The organism is Thermus kawarayensis JCM 12314 (assembly GCF_055393575.1).
The window spans coordinates 722,883-740,489 of sequence record NZ_AP043756.1; the positions used below are offsets into that span (position 1 = coordinate 722,883).

A 17,607-nucleotide genomic window follows, 5' to 3' on the forward strand; every position below is an offset into this window, starting at 1 on the left:
ACCGCCCTTCCCTCCAAAAGTATAGTGATTTAGTCGGGATTTGCCAGGTGGAAGCCCAGGGCCTCGGGCAGGGCCAAGGGGGTGGGGGGAAGCCGCTTTTCCAGCCCGGGGCAGAAGCGCCCCAGGGCGCGGCCGAGCTGGAGGCGGAAGGGCTGGGGAAGGGGGCCTTGCCGCACCTCCAGGAGCTTATGCCAGGCCGCTTCCCCTTCCCCTAGGCCCAAAAGGGCCAGGACCTCCACCGCCCGGGCCTGGGCCAGGAGCCCCGGGTCCTCCAGGGGCGGCAGGGCCACGATCTGGGCCAGGGCCTCCCCCAGGCTTCCCTCCCGGGCCAAGGCCTCGGCGTAGCCCAGGCGGGCCTGGGCCCTCAGGTAGGGGTTTTCCAGCTCCAGAAGGGGCTTGAGGAGGGCCTTGCCCTCGGCGGGGGGGAGGAGGAGGGCGAGGAGGCTGGCCGCGTCCAGCCGGAGGGCGGTGTAGCGCTCGGTGGGTTCCTCGGGGATCTCTTCCAATAGCCTTCCCAATAGGCGCCCGGCCTGGGGGGCGGAAAGGCCTCCCAAGAAGGGAGGGCGGTAGGGCTGCCCCGCCTCCAGGAGGAGGTAGGCCGCCCCCAGGCGGAAGAGGGTGCGCAGGTGGCGGTAGCGGGCCTCCTTGGGGCGCTCGGGGGTGGTGCGGAAGTAGGCCTCGGCGGGCACCAGGTAGGCCAGGGCCTCAAAGGGCCGGCCCCGGGCGGCCTCGAGGATGCCGGCCTCGCTTCGGACCCGGGCCTGGGTGAAGGGGTCTTCCGCCTCCCTCAAGGCTTTCTGGATGGCCTCCTCCGCCTCCCCATAGAGGCCCAGGCGCCTCAGGAGGGTGGCGTAGCGGGCCCGCACCCGGGCCACCTCGTCCTTGGGGGCCCCGGCCTCCTCCAGGGCCTTGAGGCCTTCCTCCATCCGGGCCTTGGCCTCGAGGCGGCCCAGGCGCATGAGGAGGTCCCCCATCTGGTAGCGGGCCCGGCCCAGGAGAAGGGCATCGTGCCCCACCTGGGCCAGGGCCTTGAGGGCCTCCTCGTACCGCCCCAGGTCCTTGGCCACCAGGCCCTGCCAAAGCCGCACCCTGTCCCTGAGGAAGGGGGCCACGGGGAGCCCCTCGGCCTCGGCCACGAAGCGGGCGGCCCTTTCGTAGTCCCCCTTCCACCGCTCCACGGCGGCCATCACCAAAAGGCCCTCCGCCCGGGCGGTCTCGTCCAGGAGGGCGAGGTCTTCTTTGGGGGGGAGGAGGCGTTCCGCCTCCTTGTAAAGGGCGGCGTCCGCCTTGGCCTCGGCGGCCTTGATCCGGGCCCAGGTGCGCAAGGGGGGGGTTGGGGATTCCGAGAGCACCTTTAAAGCGGCCTCCGCCTCGGGGTGGGCGTACTGGCCGAGGACCGCCCGGTAGCGGACCACCACCCCCGCCAAGGCCTCCAGGTCCTCCCGGGGCCAGGTCTGGGCCTCCTCCCAAAGCCCGGGGAGCAGGGCCAGGCGGGCGGGGTCCTCTTGTAGTAGATCCAAGAGAACCCCCCGCTCCCCGGCCTTCCGGGCGTGGTAGAGCTTGCGGAAGGTGTTCTCCCGGGGGAAGTGCTCCAGGGCCAAAAGGTGGAGCTCCCTGGGGGCCTCCTCGGGGAGGAGGCTCCTCAGGGCTGGGCGCACCAGGCCTTCCCCCACCCAGTCCAAAAGGGCCCGTTCCGCCTGGGAGAGCCTTTCCAGGGGCTTGCCCAGGGCCTTTTCCAGGAGGGGGAGGGGAAAGGCGGGGTCGGCCTCGGGGCTGAAGGCGGCCAGGGCCTGGAGGAGGGGCCTCAGGGTGGGATCGTCCTGCAGGGGGGTTTTGGGGTCGTGCTTGGCGGCCTCCAGGAGCACCAGGCGGGAGAGTTCCCCGAAGTTGCGCCCCGCCTGGTTCACCAGGGCCTCGAGGCGCTCCGGGGGCAGGTGGGGAAGCCTCTCCCGCACGAAGCGCCGGGCCTCCTCCCGGCTGGGTGGGGAGAGGGGCTGGTAGGGCAGGGTGGGAGGGGCCTCCGAGAGGGCGGCCAGGTAGGGCACCCGGAGCCTCCGGAGGAAAGGCTCCAGCCAGGCGGCAAGCCCCTTTTGGCTTCCCTCCGGGCCCCGGAGGGGGAGGCCCTCCAGGGTGCCCTCCGCCTCGGCCCGGAGGAGGAGGGGCCGGCCTTCCCGGTTCAGGCCTTGGGCCAGGAGGGTGAGGACTTCCTGTTGCAGGGCGCCCTGGAGGGCGTAGGGCTGGGTGGGGGAGAGCTGGGCCAAAAGCCCCCGCACCTCCTCGCCCACCCCCAGGCCCTCCGCCAGGGGCACCAGGGCCTGGGCCACCTCCCCCCCCAGGTTGAGGAGGTGGGGCTCCTGCTGGGGGAGGGCGGAAAGGGCCCGGGCCAGGGCGGAGAGGAGCACTCCCTTGCCCGTGGCCGGCCCTCCCACCACCACCATCTGGGGCCTCCCCCCCGCCTCCAGCTCCTTGAGGAAGCGGCGGAAGATGCGGCGCTTGTCCCGGCCCAGCACCTTGCGGGCGCTTTCCAGGAAGAGCTCCGCCGGCGGGGGCGGGGGTTTTAGGCCCGCTTCCCGGTAAAGGTCGGCGATGAGCCCATAGAGCCTTTCCTTTTCCTCCGGGCTTCCCAGGTCCTTGTAGAGGATGTTGCGCACCGTTCCCGCCCGGCCTCCCCGCTCGGCCATGAGGGCCTCGAGCCAGCGCAAGGACCCCCTTTTCCCCCGGTGGTCCTGGCCTTGGAGGTGGGGACGGAGGGCTTCCAGGTAGCGAAGCCAGGGTGTAGAAGCTTCGCGCATAATACCTACACTTTAGCCGGGCGGTGTGTCCTTTGGCAACATGGTTTTAAGCGCGGGGTACCTACGCGGGGTGGCCCCTTTGGGAGGCCTTCCAAGGACAAAGGCCGCCCCCCGCCTGGGGGGCGGCCTTTGGGCCACGCCCTTAGGGGGTGGCCTCGGTGAACTGGGCCTCCTCCGTGGAGCCTTTGAGGGCCAGGGTGGAGGCCTCCCCCTGGGTCAGGGCCAGGACCACCTCGTCAAAGTAGCCCGCCCCCACCTCCCGCTGGTGCTTCACGGCGGTGAAGCCCTGGGCCTGGGCCAGGAACTCCTTCTGCTGCAGCTCCACGAAGGCGGGCATGCCCCGGGCCTTGTACCCCTTGGCCAGCTCCCAGGTGTAGTAGTTGAGGGTGTGCCATCCCGCCAGGGTGATGAACTGGAACTTGTAGCCCATCTCCCCCAGCTCCCGGTTGAACTTGGCGATGGTCTCGTCGTCCAGGAACTTCTTCCAGTTGAAGGAGGGGGAGAGGTTGTAGGCCAGGAGCTTGTCAGGGAACTCCTTCTTCACCGCCTCGGCGAACTTCCTGGCCTCCTCCAGGTCGGGCTTGGAGGTCTCCATCCAGAGGATGTCGGCGTAGGGGGCGTAGGCCAGGGCCCGGGCGATGCCGGCCTCGAGGCCGTTCTTGAAGCGGTAGAAGCCCTCGGGGGTGCGCTCGTCCGAGAGGATGAAGGGCCTGTCCCGCTCGTCAATGTCGCTGGTGATGAGGGTGGCGGCCTCGGCGTCGGTGCGGGCGACGATCAGGGTGGGCACGCCCATCACGTCCGCCGCCAGCCTGGCCGCCTGCAGGGTGCGGATGTGCTGGGCCGTGGGCACCAGGACCTTGCCCCCCAGGTGCCCGCACTTCTTCTCGCTGGCCAGCTGGTCCTCGTAGTGGATGCCGGCGGCCCCGGCCTCAATCATGGCCTTGGTGAGCTCAAAGACGTTCAGGGCCCCGCCGAAGCCCGCCTCGGCGTCGGCCACGATGGGCACGTACCAGTCCCGGCTCACCTTGCCCTCGGCGCGCTCCACCTGGTCCGCCCGCATGAGGGCGTTGTTGATGCGCTTCACCATCTGGGGCACGGAGTTATAGGGGTAGAGGGACTGGTCGGGGTAGGTCTGCCAGGCCAGGTTGGCGTCGGCGGCCACCTGCCAGCCGGAGAGGTAGATGGCCTCGAGGCCGGCCCGCACCATCTGCACCGCCATGGCCCCGGTGTAGGCCCCGAAGGTGTGAATGTAGGGCCTCTCGTGGAGGAGCCGCCAGAGCTTTTCCGCCCCTCGCCTGGCCAGGGTGTGCTCCACCCGGATGCTGGGACGGAGCCGCACCACGTCCTCGGGCCTATAGTCCCGCCGGACGCCTTTCCAGCGGGGGTCCTTCTCCCACTCCTGGCGAAGGGCCTCGGCCTCTTGCCGCATCTCCGGGGTGAGCATGCTCAAGGGTTCCATGGACCACCTCCGGCCCTCAGTCTGGGGGCGGGGAAGGCCCCGGTGTAGGGTGTAAGCCCGCAAGCTTCACACCCCAGGCGGGTGTAGCCGGCCTCGGGCTACACCCCTGGATGCCCTCAGCGCACCTGCTGGGCGGCGATGAGGAGGGGGTCCCAAACGGGGCTAAAGGGCGGGGCGTAGGCCAGGTCCAGGGCCAGGAGGTCCTCCACCGTCCCCCCTCGGGCCAGGAGGGCGGCCAGGGCGTCTATGCGGAGGGCGCCGTGCCCGTGGGCCACCACCGCCCCTCCCAAAAGCCTCTCCGTCCCCTCCTCGTAGACCAGCTCCACCCAGAGGGGCCGGCTTCCCGGGTAGTAGTGGGCCCCGTCCCGGCTTTGGATGAGGACCTTCTTGGCCCGGAAACCCTCCCTGAGGGCCGCCTCCAGGGAAAGCCCCGTGGTGGCCACCGCCAGGCCGAAGGCCTTGAAGATGGCCGTGCCCGCCACGCCCCCGAAGCGGGCCCTTTTGCCGGCGATGGCGCTTCCCGCGGTGCGGCCGTGCTTGTTGGCCACGTCCCCCAGGGGGAGCCAGTAGGGGCGCTTTAGGACCTGGTGGAAGCTTTCCGCCACGTCCCCGGCGGCATAGACCCCCTCCAGGTTGGTCCGCATGGCCTCATCGGTGGCGATGGCCCCCGTGGGTCCTAGGGCCACCCCCATGGCCTGGGCGAGCCCGGTGTTGGGGCGGATGCCCGTGGCCAGGAGGACCAAATCAGCGGCCACCACCCCTTCCGAGGTCTCCACCGCCTCCACCCGGCCCTGGCCCCTCAGGGCCTCCACCCTCACCCCGGTCCAGACCTCCACCCCGTGCCGCTCCAGCTCCTCCTTGAGGAGGGCCCCCACCTCGGGGTCCCAGTGGGGTAGGGGGCGGTCCTTGGCCTCCAGGAGGGTGACCTCCAGGCCCCGCTTGCGGAAGGCCTCGGCCACCTCGAGGCCGATGTACCCCGCCCCCAGGATGGCCGCCCGCCTGGCCTGGGAAAGGGCCTTTAGGAGCCTTTCCCCGTCCTCCATGCTCCTCAGGGTGTAAACCCCTTCCTGCTCCGTGCCGGGGATAGGGGGGACGGTGGGCCTCGCCCCCGTGGCCAGGACCAGGTGGTCAAACCGGTCCTGGAAGGTCCTCCCCTCGGCATGGTCGTGCACCGTCAGGGTGCGGAGCCCGTAGTCCACGTCCACCACCTCGTGGCGGGTGTGGACCAGGACGCCTTGCCTCCGGAACTCCTCCGGGGTGCGGGCCACGAGGTTTTCCAGCCTGGGGATCTCCCCGGAGAGCACATAGGGCAGGCCGCAGGCCCCGTAGGAAACCCAGCCCGACTTCTCGTAGACCACCACCTCCAGCTCGGGGTTTTCCCGCTTGGCCTTGGCGGCGGCGGAGGCCCCGCCCGCCACCCCACCCACGACCACCAGGCGCTTGCCCATGGGGGGTATTGTGCCACAACGGCCCAGGGCCAGATGTCCTTGGGGTCTCCTGGCCCCGGGCTAGCCCTTGGGAAGCCGCGGGGCTTCTTCCCTCACCAGCTTCCCCCCCTTGAGGTAGAGAATGCGCCCCGCCCTTTGGGCCAGCTCCAAATCGTGGGTGACCAGGACCAGGGTGCGCTCCTCCCCCAGGGAGAAGAGAAGGCCTGCCACCTGCTCCCGGGACTCCAGGTCCAGGTTCCCCGTGGGCTCGTCGGCGAAGAGGACGGCGGGGTCCAGGGCCAGGGCCCGGGCCAGGGCCACCCGTTGCTGCTCCCCGCCGGAAAGGCGGCTTGGCGGCTGGTGGAGGCGGTCCTCTAGGCCCACCCTCTCCAGAAGCTCCCTCGCCCGCTCCAGCCTGGCCTTCCTGGGCCAGCCCGCAAGGAGGAGGGGAAAGGCCACGTTCTCCAGGGCGGTGAGGGTGGGGATGAGGTTCCACTGCTGGAAGACGAAGCCCATCCGCCTGAGGCGAACCCCCGCCCTTTCGTCCTCGGAGAGGGCGTGGAGGGGGGTGTCCCCTAGGTAGACCCCGCCTTCCGTGGGGAGGTCCAGGCCCGCCAGGAGGTTTAAGAGGGTGGTCTTCCCGCTCCCCGAGGGGCCCACGATGGCGGTGGCCCCCTTGGGGAAGGCGTAGGTGAAGCCCCGGAGGGCCACCACCTCCTTCTCCCCTTGCCGGTAGCGCTTGCCGAGGTTTTCCGCCCTTAGCGTCATGGTCTTCCCTTCCGGGGCGGTTTACACCCTCCCCAGGGCCTCCACCACCGGGATGCGGCTGGCGTTGTAGGCGGGGAGAAGCCCTGCGAGAAGCCCCAGGCCGAGGGCCACCCCCAGGGCGAAGAGCCCGAGCCTCGGCGTCACCGCCGAGAGGGCGAGGCCCACCTGGTCCAGGGTGTAGAGGTTGATGAGGAGGGAGGCCAGGCCGCCGAGCCCCAGGCCCAGGGCCCCGCCCAAGAGGGCCAGGAGGAGGGCCTCCAGGAGCACCAGGCGGAAGATAAAGCCCCTCCTTGCCCCCAGGGCCCGCATGACCCCAAACTCCCGCACCCGCTCGTAGACGGACATCATCACGGTGTTGGCCACCAGAAGCCCCCCCACCACCAGGGCCACCAGGCTGATGCCGAAACGCACCAGGTCGCTGATCCTTAGGGCGCGCTCGGCAAAGCGCATCACCTCGCCCGTGGTCTGGGCCTTCACCCCGGGCACCGCCCTTTCCAGGGCCCGGGCCACCTCTTCCGCCTTCTGGCCGGGGCTTAGGGCCACCAGCACGGCGGTCACGTTCTCCGTGCCCACGGCCTCCTGGACCGCCCTTAGAGGGACGAAGATCAGGTTGTCGGCGAGGCCGCCCGTTTCCTCCAGGACCCCCTCCACCCGGAGCTCCAGCCTGGGGGAGAGCCTGAGGACGCTCCCCAGGGCGAGGCCGCTCCGCTGGGCCACCTTGGCCCCCACCACGGCGCCTTTTCCCGTGGGGAGGAGGCCGCCTTCCCTGGCCTTTAGCCCCGGGTAGAGGAGGTCCGGGGGGACCCCTTCCGGCAGGCCCTGGAAGAGGAAGCTGGCGCTGGGGTCAAAGCCTCCCCGGGTTAGGAAGAGGGTGGGGACCACGGCCCGCACGCCCAGGGCCTTTCCCGCCTCCTCCAGGGCCTTCAGGGTCTCGGGGGGGATCTCGGGGAGGCTGCCGAAGGCGAAGCCCTCCGCTCCCTCGGGCACCACCTGGATGGCAGGCCCCACCCGGGAAAGCTCCTGAAAGAGGGCCCGCCTCAGGCCCTCCCCGAAGGAGAGGAAAAGGACCATGCTGCTGGTGGCCACCAGGACCCCGAGGAGGGTGAGGAGGCTCCGGATGGGCCTGGCCAGGAGGTTGCGAAGGACTAAGAGAAGGACCTCCATCCCCCTAAGCCTACCCCAAGGGGCGGCCAGGGGCGTGGCCTGGCCTACAGGAGGCGCTCCACGAAGCGGGTCTCCATCTCCTCCAGGAACTCCCGGGGGTTCACCTCCTTCCGCTTGGGGTGCGCGTAGTAGGCCTTCTCCGCCCGCTCAAAGTCCTCGTGGCCCACGAACCAGAGGAACTCCCTTTCGGAAAGCCAGTAGGCCCCCAGAACCTTAAAGCCCAAGGCCTCCCGCAGGGGAAGGATGGTTTCCAGGAAGACCTTCTGGAAGGCTTCCTTGGCCCCTTCCTTCAAGGTGTAGCGGCGCATCTGGACCTTCATGGGCCCATTGTAAGCGCCTATAATCAAAGCCATGCGCACGGCGGAGATCCGCGAGAAGTACCTTTCCTTCTTTGAGAGCAAGGGGCACCTGCGCCTTCCCTCCTTCAGCCTCGTCCCGGAAAACGACCCCTCCCTCCTCTTCACCTCGGCGGGGATGGCCCCCCTAAAGCCCTACTTCCTGGGGGCCAGGCCCATCTTCGGGGGCAAGGAGTGGCGGAGGGTCACCACCTGCCAGGAGTGCCTCCGGGTGGGGGACATTGAGAACGTGGGGCGCACGGGGCGGCACAACACCTATTTTGAGATGCTGGGCAACTTCTCCTTCGGGGACTACTTCAAGAAGGAGGCCATCCTCTGGGCCTGGGAGTTCCTCACGGAGCACCTCAGGCTAGACCCCAGCCGCCTCTGGGTCACGGTCTACGAGGACGACGACGAGGCCTACCAGATCTGGCGGGACCTGGTGGGGGTGCCCGAGGAGAGGATCGGCCGCTTCGGCGAGGACGAGAACTACTGGCCGGGCGGGGCCATCACCCACGGGCCCAACGGGCCTTCTGGCCCCTGCTCGGAGATCTTCTACGACCGGGGCCCGGCCTACGGCACCCCCGACGAGACCGGCCCCAACACCGGAAGCGGGGACCGGTTCGTGGAGATCTGGAACCTGGTCTTCACCCAGTACGACCGCCAGGGCCCCATCCCCGGCCCCGGCATCCTCAAGCCCCTGCCCCAGAAGAACATCGACACCGGCATGGGCCTCTACCGGGTGGCGGCCATCCTGCAGGACGTGGAAGACTTCTACCGCACGGACACCTTCTTCCCCATCATCCAGGAGGTGGCCCGTTTTTCGGGCCGCCCCTACGAGGGGAAGGGGAGCGTGAGCCACCGGGTCATCGCCGACCACGTCCGGGCGGTGGTGGCGGCGCTTTCCGACGGGGTGACCTTCTCCAACACCGGCAGGGGCTACGTGATCCGGCGCCTTCTCCGGCGCGCCCTAAGGCACGGCTACCTCCTCGGGCTTTCCGAGCCCTTCCTCCACCGCCTCGCTCCCCTGGTGGCGGAGCTTCTCGGGGACTTCTACCCGGAGATGCGGGAGAACCTCCCTGCGGTGGAAAAGCAGATCCGCCTCGAGGAGGAGCGCTTCCTGGAGACCCTGGAGGGAGGTTTGAGGCGGCTTGACACCCTGCTTTCGGGTCTAGGGCCGGGGGAGGTCCTCCCCGGAAAGGAGGCCTTTAGGCTCTACGACACCTACGGCTTCCCCCTGGACCTCACCGTGGAGATCGCCGCCGAGAGGGGTTACGGGGTGGACACCGAGGGCTTTGAGCGGGCCATGGAGGAGCAGCAGGAGCGCTCCCGGGCGGCCATGGCCTTTGAGCGGGAGATCTTCAAGAAAAGCGCCCAGGTCCTGGAGGAGCTCTACGCCGAGCGGGGGGCCACGGAGTTTGTGGGCTACGGGACCTTGGAGGCCGAGGCCGAGGTCCTGGCCCTTCTGGCCGGGGACGAGAGCGTGGAGGAGGCGGGCCCCGGCACCGAGGTGCAGGTGGTCTTGGACAAGACCCCCTTCTACGCCGAAGGGGGCGGGCAGATCGGGGACTTCGGCCTTTTGGAGTGGCCCGGGGGCCGGGCCCGGGTGGAGACCACCAGGAAGACCGAGCGGGGGATCTTCCTGCACCGGGCCCGGGTGGAGGAGGGGGCCCTCCGGGTGGGGAAGAGGGTGCGGGCCCTGGTGGACCCCAGGCGGCGGGACACGGAGAGGAACCACACCGCCACCCACCTCCTCCATGCCGCCCTTAGGGCCGTCCTCGGCCCCCACGTGCGCCAGGCGGGGAGCCTGGTGGCCCCGGAAAGGCTCCGCTTTGACTTCACCCACCCCGAGCCCCTAAGGCCCGAGGAGCTTGAGCGGATTGAGCTTCTCGTGAACCGCTGGATCCAGGCGGACTTCCCCGTGACCTGGCGGTACCTGCCCCTGGAGGAGGCGAGGAGGGAAGGGGCCATGGCCCTCTTCGGGGAGAAGTACGGGGAGGTGGTCCGGGTGGTGCGGGTGGAGGGAAGCCCGGAGCCGGGCCTCGAGTCCAAGGAGCTCTGCGGCGGGTGCCACGTGCGCCGCACCGGGGAGATCGGGGCCTTCCTCATCACCGGGGAGGAGGCGGTCTCCGCCGGGGTGCGCCGCCTGGAGGCGGTGACGGGGGAGGGGGCCATCCGCTTCGCCCGGGGGGCCCTGAACCGCCTGAAGGCCCTGGCCGGGCGCCTGGAGGTGGGGGAGGCCGCCCTGGAGGAAAGGCTTGAGAGGCTCCTTTCCGAGCTCAAGGAAAGGGAGAAGGAGGTGGAAAGCCTCAAGGCCCGCCTGGTGCAGGCCGCCCTGGGGGGCGGTGGAGGGCCTTCCCTGGAGGAGAAGGGGGGCCTCAGGTGGGCGGCGGTGGAGCTTCCCGGCTTGGATGCCAGGGCCCTCCGCCAGGCGGCGGACGACCTGGTGGGGCGGGGGGCGGACGTGGCTTTGGTGCTTTCCGGGGGTCAGGCGGTGCTGAAGCTTTCGGAGAAGGCCCGGGAAAGGGGCCTCGAGGCGGGAAGCCTCTTCCGGGCCCTCACGGAGAAGGTGGGGGGCCGGGGGGGTGGGAAGGGGGCCCTGGCCCAGGGGGGTGGTCTGGACCCGGAGAGGGCCAAGGCCGCCCTGCCCGAGCTTTTGCCCTAAAATGGGGGCATGCTTCTCCTGAGCTTTCTGGCGGTGGCCCTTTCCTGGGCCCTCTTTGCCCTCACCTTCGGCCGGTACCGGCATAGGCCCTCCCTCCACAACGCCCTTTACAGCCTGGGCCTCTTCTTCTTCGCCCTGGCGGTTTCCGCCGAGCTCCTCGCCCGCCTGCAGGGGGGCTGGAGCCCCTTCCTCTACCGCCTCTGGTACCTCACCGGGGCCATGCACGGGGTGACCTTCTTAGGCCTCGGGAGCCTGGCCCTCCTCTACCCCAAGGCGGCCCGTGGGCTTCTTTGGGCGCTAGGCCCCCTCGTCCTCTGGGGCCTTTACCTGGTGGCCTCGGCCCCCTTGGACTTCTCCCGCCTCCCCGAGCCCTACGCCCCTTCCGGGGCTGCCTTCCCGCCCCCCGGCCTCACCTCCCCTAGGCTTTGGACCATCCCCTTCAACCTCCTGGGCACGGCCCTCATGGCGGGGGTGGCCCTCTACACCACCCTCTTCTTCTGGCGGAGGAACCCCTTAAGGGCCCAGGGCACGGCCCTAGTCTTCCTCTCCGCCCTGGTCCTCGCCTCCACCAGCGCCCTGAACCGCTTCGGGGTGGTGGGCCTGGAGGAGGGGGGCCGGGCTTTAGGGGTGGCGCTCCTTTACCTGGGGGTGGTCCTGGCGGACAAGAGCGTGCAGTATGCGGGTGGGCGCGCTTGACGTGGGCGAGGCCCGGATCGGCCTCGCCGTGGGGGAGGAGGGGGTTCCTTTGGCCTCGGGCCGGGGGTACCTGGTGCGGCGGGGCCTGGAAGAGGACGTGGCGGCCCTCCTGGACTTCGTGCGGCGGGAGGGCCTCAGGAAGCTCGTGGTGGGCCTGCCTCTCCGCACCGACCTCAAGGAGAGCGCCCAGGCCAAGAAAGTCCTCCCCCTGGTGGAGGCCCTGAGGGCGCAAGGGGTGGAGGTGGAACTCTGGGACGAGCGCTACACCACCAGGCTCGCCAAGGAGCGCTTAAAACACGCCCCCAAGCGGCTCCGCCGGGACAAGGGGAAGCTGGACGAGCTCGCCGCCCTGGTGCTTCTGGAGGACTACCTTGCCCGAGGGCTCTAGAAGGTGGCTCTGGCGGGGGGTGGTGGCCCTCTTCCTTACCTTCGCCCTTTTGCTCCTCTACGCCCTCTGGCTTTTGGGCCCCACGGGGAAGGAGGCCCTGGTGCGCATCCCCAGGGGGGCCAAGGGGGCGGAGGTGGCCCGTGTGCTGGAGGAGGCCGGGCTTCTGCGCTCGGGGTACCTTTTTTCCGCCTACCTGAGGTTTTCCGGCAGGGCCAAGCGCCTGGTCCCCGGGGTCTACCGCTTGAGGGGGGAGGGGGCCTTCCGCCTGGCCCGGGCCCTCACGGGCGGGGAGAGGCCCCTAAGCGTCACCCTCACCTTCCCCGAGGGGGAAAGGGCGGTGGACTACGCCCGGAGGCTTTCCCGGGCGGGCCTGGACGGGGAGGGCTTTTTGCGCCTGGCGGAAAGTCCCGGGGACCTTAAGCCCCCCTACGTGGAGGGGAGGACCCTCGAGGGCTACCTCTTCCCCGCCACCTACACCTTTGACCTCCTGTCCACCCCTGAAGAGGTGGTGCGCTCCATGCTCCGCCGCTTTGAGGCGGAGCTCACCCCGGTGGTGCGGCGCCTTCTGGAGGAGGAGGGGCTTTCCGTCCACGCCTGGGTCACCCTGGCCTCCATCGTCCAGGCCGAGGCGGGAAGCGAAGGGGAGATGCCCTACATCGCCGGGGTCTTCCGGAACCGCCTGGAGCGGGGCATGCCCCTCCAGGCCGACCCCACCGTGGCCTACGCCCTGGGGAAGCGCCTCCCCGAGCTTTCCCGCCCCGGGGGGGACTTCCAGGTGGACTCCCCCTACAACACCTACCGCTACGCGGGCCTTCCCCCGGGGCCCATCGGGAACCCCGGGCGGGAGGCCCTCCTCGCCGTCTTGCACCCCGTGCGCCGGGACGAGCGGGGCCGCCCCTACCTCTACTTCTTCCACGCCCGGGGAAAGCTTTACCTGAACGTGGACTTTGAGGCCCACCTCCGGGACCTGGACCGGTACCGCTACTCCTCCCCGTGACGCAAAAGCCTTAGCTGGGCGTAGGCGAAGAGGAGGGTGAGGAGGAGGAGGACCACGGTGACCGCCGCCGCATAGCCCAGGCGGAAGTTCTCAAAGCCCACCTCGTACAGGTAGTAGCCCAGGACCCTCGTGGCCCCGTAGGGCCCCCCCCGGGTGAGGAGGAAGACCGCGGCGTAGGACTGCAGGGCGAGGATGGTGCCCACCACCACCAGAAAGGCCACCGCCGGGCGCATGAGGGGAAGGACCACGTGGCGAAAGGCCTCAAAGGGCCCCGCCCCGTCCACGTAGGCGGCCTCGAGGAGGGTCTTGGGGATGGCCTTGAGCCTGGCCGAGGCCACCAGGACCCCGTAGCCCAGGTGGCGCCACAAGGTGAAGGCCACCACCATCAGGAGGGCCCAGAACCCCTCCCGGTCCCAGGGGGGGATGGGGAGGAACTGGGCCAGGGCCCCGTACTCCGGGGTGAAGAGGGTGTACCAGCTCAGGGTGGCCCCTCCCAGGGTGACCAGGCCCGGGAGGAAGAGGAGGCTCTTGGCCAGGCGCTCGTAGGGCATCCCCTCCAGGGCCACCGCCAAGGCCACGGAGAGCCCCACGAAGAGGGGCAGGGCCAGGAGCATGAACTTCAGGGTGACCAGGAGGCTGTTCCAGAAGGCGGGGTCCCGGAGGAGGTCCCGGTAGTTCTCAAGCCCCACGGGCCTGGGCTCGGAAAGCCCCGACCAGTCCCAGGTGGAGAAGCGAAGGACGTCCAGGAATGGGTAGAGGACGAAGAGGAAGAGGGGAAGGAGGGCCGGCAGGGAGAAGAGAAGGAGGGGGAGCTTCTTTCGCACGGGGCTACCAGAGGTAGAGGAGGGAGAGGAGGAAGGGGTAGCGGTCGGAGGCGGAGACCTCCAGGGCCAGGGGCTCCAGGTAGAGCCTAAACCCCGCTCCCCAGGCCAGGTGGAACCCCGCCTGGTAGCCGAGGCCGAGGCCCAGGGAGAGGGCTCCGCCCGGAACCTCCACGCTCGCCACCGGGCCCAGGTGGACCCCGAAGGGGTAGCGGAGGTCCAGGCCCAGGCCCAAGGAGGTGTAGAGGTCGGCGAGGACGAGCCCGGGGAAGAGGTTGGCCTTGAGGAGGGCGTAGACCTCGGGGCTCTGGGAGAGGAGGACCTGGGCGTCCAGGCCGGTGTCTATCCCCAGGGGATTGAAGGGCAGGAGGGCGCTTCCTTGCAGGTAAAAGCCCTTGTCCGGGGCGTACCCCAGGCCCAAGGTGTTCTCCGGGTAGGCCGGGGCCTGGGCCAGGGCGAGGCCCAGGGCGAGGCCGAGGAGGGCGAAGAGCCGCTTCATAGCCCTTCTATCCTACCAGGTAGCATGGGGGCATGGAGGTGGCCTTTTCCTTGGAACCCGCGCCCAGCCTCGTCCCGGTGCGGGAGGTATCCCTTTTGGTCCTCGTGGGCCTCACCGGGGTGGGGAAGAGCACCCTGGTGGAGGCCCTGGGCCTTCCCCGGCTCCCCGACCGCCGGGAGCTGGTGGACCGCTACGTCCTCCCCCGCTACGGGGCAGAGCCTCCCATACCCCGGGAGGAGCGCTTCCGCCTCACGCGGCGCTTCCGGGAGGAGTTCCCCGGGGGGGTGGCGGAGGTCCTTTACCGGGGCTACGCGGCGCCCAGGCCCCTTCTCCTCTTTGACGGCTTAAGGGGCGAGGCCGAGGTGGCCTTCGCCCTGGAACACCTCCCCCAGGCCCTGTTCGTGGTCCTCCACGCCCGGGAGGGCACCCGGCTCAGGCGCCTCCTGGTCCGGCAGGACGCCTTTGACCGGGTGGAGGTGGCCCCCGAGGAATACGCCCGCCTGAGGGAGCTCGCCCAGGGGGTCCTCACGGAGGAGGAGCTTGCGGAGGCCCTCTCCCTCGCCCCCCTCGAGGAGGTCCTGGCCAAGCTCAAGATCGTGGCCGAGGAGAAGCGAAACTACGACCCCCATGGCCCTTTGCGCCTCCTCCGGGGCCACCCCCGGGCCCTCGTCCTGGACACGGAAACCCTCACCCCCGAGGAGGAGGCCGAGGAGGTGAGGGCCTTTCTCCGGAATCAGGGCTTCTAACCCCCCCTTTCCTTCGCCCCCCTGGCTCAGGGAAGCCCGCCTACGTGGCCTTCTTGCCCCTTAGAATGGGGCCTATGCCGAGGATACGGGACCTTCGCCTCATCCCCTTCCGCATCCCCCTGAAGGCCCCCTTGCGCTGGGGGAAGTCCTCGGAGCTTGCGGCCTTGGAGCACGCCCTTCTGGAGGTGGAGCTTTCCGATGGCTCCCTGGGCCGGGCCGAGGTGGCCATCCGCCCCACCATCTACGGGGAGACCCTGGGGAGCGTGAGGGCGGGGCTTGAGTACCTGAGGCCGAGGCTTTTGGGCCTCGAGGCCGACGACCAGGAGGGGATAAGGGCCGTTCTGGAGGCCTTCCCCTTTAACTACGGCCTAAAGGGCGCCCTGGATACCGCCCTCTGGGAGGCCTGGGCGAGGAGCGAGGGGGAGGAGCTTTACCAGGTCCTGAGGCCCGCCAAGCACCGGGTGCGGGTGGCCTACATCCTGGGCCTGGGGGAGGAGGAAGAGGTCCTGGAGGACGCCCGCATGGCCTTCGCCGCGGGGGTCAGGGTCTTCAAGGTGAAGGTGGGGCGGGACCTCGAGGGGGACACCCGCCGCATCCTCCGCCTCAAGGAGGCCTTCCCCGAGGCCGAGCTCTACGCCGACGCCAACGAGTCCCTTCCCCCCAAGGAGGCCGAGGGCTACCTCCAGGCCTGGAAGGAGCTCGGCCTCCGCTACGTGGAGGAGCCTTTACCCCTAGAGGAGGTGGAGGCGCGGAGGAGGCTTAGGGAGAAGGGCATCCTCCCCCTCATCGCCGACGACTCGGCCATGACCCCGAAGGACCTCAAGCGGGAGCTACAGCTGGACACCTTTGACCTCCTGAACCTCAAGCCCGCCCGCACCGGGGTCACCTGGACCCTGGAGATGCTGGCCCTGGCCCGGGAGAGGGGCAAAAGGGCCATGGTGGGAAGCCAGGCGCAAAGCTCCTTCGGCGCCTACCAGTCCGCCCTCCTCGCCTTCCAGCAGGGGGTGACGGAGCCTTCGGAGCTCGCCTTCCACCTCAAGGCGGAGGGCGGCTTCCTCCCCTTCCCTGCCTTCCGGGAGGGGTGGCTTTACTGGGAGGACCTGGTGGAGGCCCGCTTTGACGAGGAGGCCTTCGCCCGGTACGCCCTAGAGGAGGCCTAGGGCTTCCCGAAAGTCCCGGAAGACCCCCTGGGCCCCGGCTTCCCGGAGGGCCTCCGCCCCGTGCCCCGTGAGGAGGCCGTAGGTGGGAATCCCCGCCCCCACGGCGCTTTTGACCCCGGAAGGGGAGTCCTCAAAGGCCAGGGCCTCTCCCGGGGCCAGGCCCAGGCGCCCCAGGGCCACCCGGTAGGGCAGGGGGTCGGGCTTCCCCCGGCCCACCTCCTCGGCGAGGACGAGGAGAGGGGGCCTTAGCCTCAGGGCCTTGAGGACATGGCGGGCGTTCTCCCTGGGGGCGTTGGTCACCACGCCCCAGGAAAGCCCCCTTTCCTTGACCTTCTCCAGAAGCTCCGGGAGGCCCGGGGTGGGCCTGAGCCCTTGGGCCAGCTCCCGGAAGCGGGCCTCCTTGGCCCCTATGAGCCTTTCCGCCTCCTCCCCTTCCAGGCTAAGGAGGTCCCGGAGGATCTCGGGGTTGAGCCTTCCCGAGATGCGTTCCCGGTAGAAGGCGGGGTCCACCTCGAGGCCGTAAGGCGCCAAGACCTCCCGCCAGGCCAAGAGGTGCAGGGGGTCGGTGTCCGCCAGGGTGCCGTCCAGGTCAAAGAGGAGGGCCTTAAGCATAGGCCTCCCCCCGTTCCAGCCCCCGCACCAGGGCGAAGAGGCCCAGGGCGAGGAGGAGGAGCCCCAGGGGAATCCCCTCCGGGGGGAGGAGGGCGAAGAGGGCGGGAACGAGGGTGCTCCCCGCCGCCCCGGCGTAGAAGAGCCCCCCCAGGGCCCGGTGGCCGAAGCGGGCCTGCGCCAGGGCGAGGAGGGTGGAGAAGAGGGGCCCCAGGAGGAAGCCCGCCAGGGGGAAGAGGAGGGCCGTGGAGGGGAGGAGGTTGAGGCCGAGGAGGAAGAAGACCCCAAGGAGGAGGCTCCGGAGGGCCCTAAGGGGGCTTTTCGCCACCTGGCCCGCCAAAAGAAGCCTTCCCAGGGCCAGGAAAAGCCAGTAGAGGGAAAGGAGCGCCCCGCCCACCCCCACGGCGTGGCCTAAGGTTTCCAGCCAGACCCGGTTCCAGGTGGCCAGGGAGCCTTCCAAGCCCGTGTACAGGGCCACCGCCAGGAGGAAGGGCCAGAAGCCCCGTCCGCCCTCCTTGGGGGCGTGGGCCACCGCCGGGGCCTTCCAGACCAGGAAGGCCCCCAGGAAGGCCAGGAAGGCTGCCAGGAGGAGGAAGAGGGGGTAGGGGAGGAGGAGAAGGAGGAGGGGGGTGAAGACCGCCCCCAGGCCGAAGGCCACGTTCACCCGGTTCAGGAACTCCACCCGGCGCTTCGGGTAGAGCTCCCCCACCAGGCTATTGCCGTGGACGTTCATCACCCCTTCCCCAAGCCCCAGGGGGAAGGCCAGGAAGACCGCCAGGGGGAAGCTTGGGGCCAGGGCCAGGGAAAGGAAGGCGAGGCCCAGGAGGAAGAGGGCGGCCGGGTAGAGGGGGTGGCGCTCCTTTCCCTGGGCCAGGCGCACCCCCAGGAGGAGGCCCAAAAGGAGGGCGGCGAAGAACCAGGAGACCTCCTCCCCCGCCCCGTACCGGGCCCGCCAGTAGGGGAGGGCCGCCCCGGGGAGGGCCACCACCACGCCCACCAGGAAGAGGGAGAGAAAGGCGCCCCAGAAAAAGCGCACGTCCGCCATTCTCCCCCCTTCTGACCCTTTGGTCAATAATAGGAG

Annotated in this window: 16 protein-coding genes; 6 read left to right on the top strand and 10 right to left on the bottom strand. The window is 69.9% G+C overall.

Annotated elements, in window-relative coordinates; genetic code table 11:
• Positions 1–29 precede the first annotated feature (29 nt).
• The 6 genes from ACZ5RK_RS04300 to ACZ5RK_RS04325 all read right to left on the bottom strand — a co-directional run bounded on the left by ACZ5RK_RS04300 (position 30) and on the right by ACZ5RK_RS04325 (position 7,930).
• Positions 30–2,792, bottom strand: coding sequence for a hypothetical protein (locus tag ACZ5RK_RS04300; RefSeq protein WP_464909800.1), 2,763 nt, complete (start codon positions 2,790–2,792; stop codon positions 30–32).
• Positions 2,793–2,934: 142 nt separating this feature from the next.
• Positions 2,935–4,251, bottom strand: coding sequence for an isocitrate lyase (gene aceA / locus ACZ5RK_RS04305; protein ID WP_464909801.1), 1,317 nt, complete (start codon positions 4,249–4,251; stop codon positions 2,935–2,937).
• Between the two features lie 116 nt (positions 4,252–4,367).
• Positions 4,368–5,699, bottom strand: a complete 1,332-nt coding sequence (locus tag ACZ5RK_RS04310; RefSeq protein ID WP_464909802.1) for an FAD-dependent oxidoreductase — start codon at positions 5,697–5,699, stop codon at positions 4,368–4,370.
• 60 nt (positions 5,700–5,759) lie between these two features.
• Positions 5,760–6,446: an ABC transporter ATP-binding protein gene (locus ACZ5RK_RS04315; RefSeq protein ID WP_464909803.1), complete on the bottom strand. Its 687-nt coding sequence runs from the start codon at positions 6,444–6,446 to the stop codon at positions 5,760–5,762.
• Between the two features lie 21 nt (positions 6,447–6,467).
• Positions 6,468–7,610 carry an ABC transporter permease gene (locus tag ACZ5RK_RS04320; protein WP_464909804.1) on the bottom strand — a complete coding sequence of 381 codons (1,143 nt, stop codon included), beginning with the start codon at positions 7,608–7,610 and terminating at the stop codon, positions 6,468–6,470.
• A gap of 44 nt (positions 7,611–7,654) precedes the next feature.
• Positions 7,655–7,930 carry an NIPSNAP family protein gene (locus ACZ5RK_RS04325; RefSeq protein WP_054647281.1) on the bottom strand — a complete coding sequence of 92 codons (276 nt, stop codon included), beginning with the start codon at positions 7,928–7,930 and terminating at the stop codon, positions 7,655–7,657.
• A gap of 31 nt (positions 7,931–7,961) precedes the next feature.
• Between ACZ5RK_RS04325 and alaS the strand changes: the two genes are divergently transcribed.
• From alaS to mltG, 4 genes are read left to right on the top strand one after another with little or no spacing between them, the layout of a single operon-like run.
• Positions 7,962–10,610: an alanine--tRNA ligase gene (alaS, locus tag ACZ5RK_RS04330; protein WP_464909805.1), complete on the top strand. Its 2,649-nt coding sequence runs from the start codon at positions 7,962–7,964 to the stop codon at positions 10,608–10,610.
• A gap of 9 nt (positions 10,611–10,619) precedes the next feature.
• Positions 10,620–11,306: a hypothetical protein gene (locus ACZ5RK_RS04335; RefSeq protein WP_464909806.1), complete on the top strand. Its 687-nt coding sequence runs from the start codon at positions 10,620–10,622 to the stop codon at positions 11,304–11,306.
• Positions 11,287–11,694 (top strand): Holliday junction resolvase RuvX, encoded by a 408-nt coding sequence (gene ruvX / locus ACZ5RK_RS04340; RefSeq protein ID WP_054647126.1) that lies wholly within the window; start codon positions 11,287–11,289, stop codon positions 11,692–11,694. Before ACZ5RK_RS04335 ends, ruvX begins: the two co-directional genes overlap by 20 nt.
• The gene (gene mltG / locus ACZ5RK_RS04345; protein WP_464909807.1) at positions 11,678–12,691 is read left to right on the top strand and encodes an endolytic transglycosylase MltG; all 1,014 of its coding nucleotides are present in this window, start codon (positions 11,678–11,680) and stop codon (positions 12,689–12,691) included. The genes ruvX and mltG overlap by 17 nt, the downstream gene beginning before the upstream one ends.
• On the opposite strand, the gene ACZ5RK_RS04350 is transcribed toward mltG, so the two are convergent.
• Entirely contained in the window at positions 12,676–13,515 is an 840-nt protein-coding gene (locus ACZ5RK_RS04350; RefSeq protein WP_464909808.1) for a carbohydrate ABC transporter permease, read from the bottom strand. The two genes, mltG and ACZ5RK_RS04350, sit on opposite strands and share 16 nt — an antisense overlap.
• A gap of 4 nt (positions 13,516–13,519) precedes the next feature.
• Complete coding sequence (locus tag ACZ5RK_RS04355) at positions 13,520–14,011, bottom strand: bioflim formation protein (protein WP_464909809.1); 492 nt, start codon at positions 14,009–14,011, stop codon at positions 13,520–13,522.
• Between the two features lie 32 nt (positions 14,012–14,043).
• Between ACZ5RK_RS04355 and ACZ5RK_RS04360 the strand changes: the two genes are divergently transcribed.
• Positions 14,044–14,757, top strand: a complete 714-nt coding sequence (locus ACZ5RK_RS04360) for a DEAD/DEAH box helicase family protein (protein ID WP_464909810.1) — start codon at positions 14,044–14,046, stop codon at positions 14,755–14,757.
• Positions 14,758–14,831: 74 nt separating this feature from the next.
• Positions 14,832–15,917 (top strand): enolase C-terminal domain-like protein, encoded by a 1,086-nt coding sequence (locus ACZ5RK_RS04365; RefSeq protein ID WP_464909811.1) that lies wholly within the window; start codon positions 14,832–14,834, stop codon positions 15,915–15,917.
• On the opposite strand, the gene ACZ5RK_RS04370 is transcribed toward ACZ5RK_RS04365, so the two are convergent.
• A complete protein-coding gene (locus ACZ5RK_RS04370; RefSeq protein ID WP_464909812.1) occupies positions 15,903–16,529 on the bottom strand; it encodes an HAD family hydrolase in 627 nt (208 codons plus the stop codon). The genes ACZ5RK_RS04365 and ACZ5RK_RS04370 overlap by 15 nt on opposite strands.
• Positions 16,522–17,571 (bottom strand): MFS transporter, encoded by a 1,050-nt coding sequence (locus tag ACZ5RK_RS04375; protein ID WP_464909813.1) that lies wholly within the window; start codon positions 17,569–17,571, stop codon positions 16,522–16,524. The genes ACZ5RK_RS04370 and ACZ5RK_RS04375 overlap by 8 nt, the downstream gene beginning before the upstream one ends.
• Between the last annotated feature and the right edge of the window lie 36 nt (positions 17,572–17,607).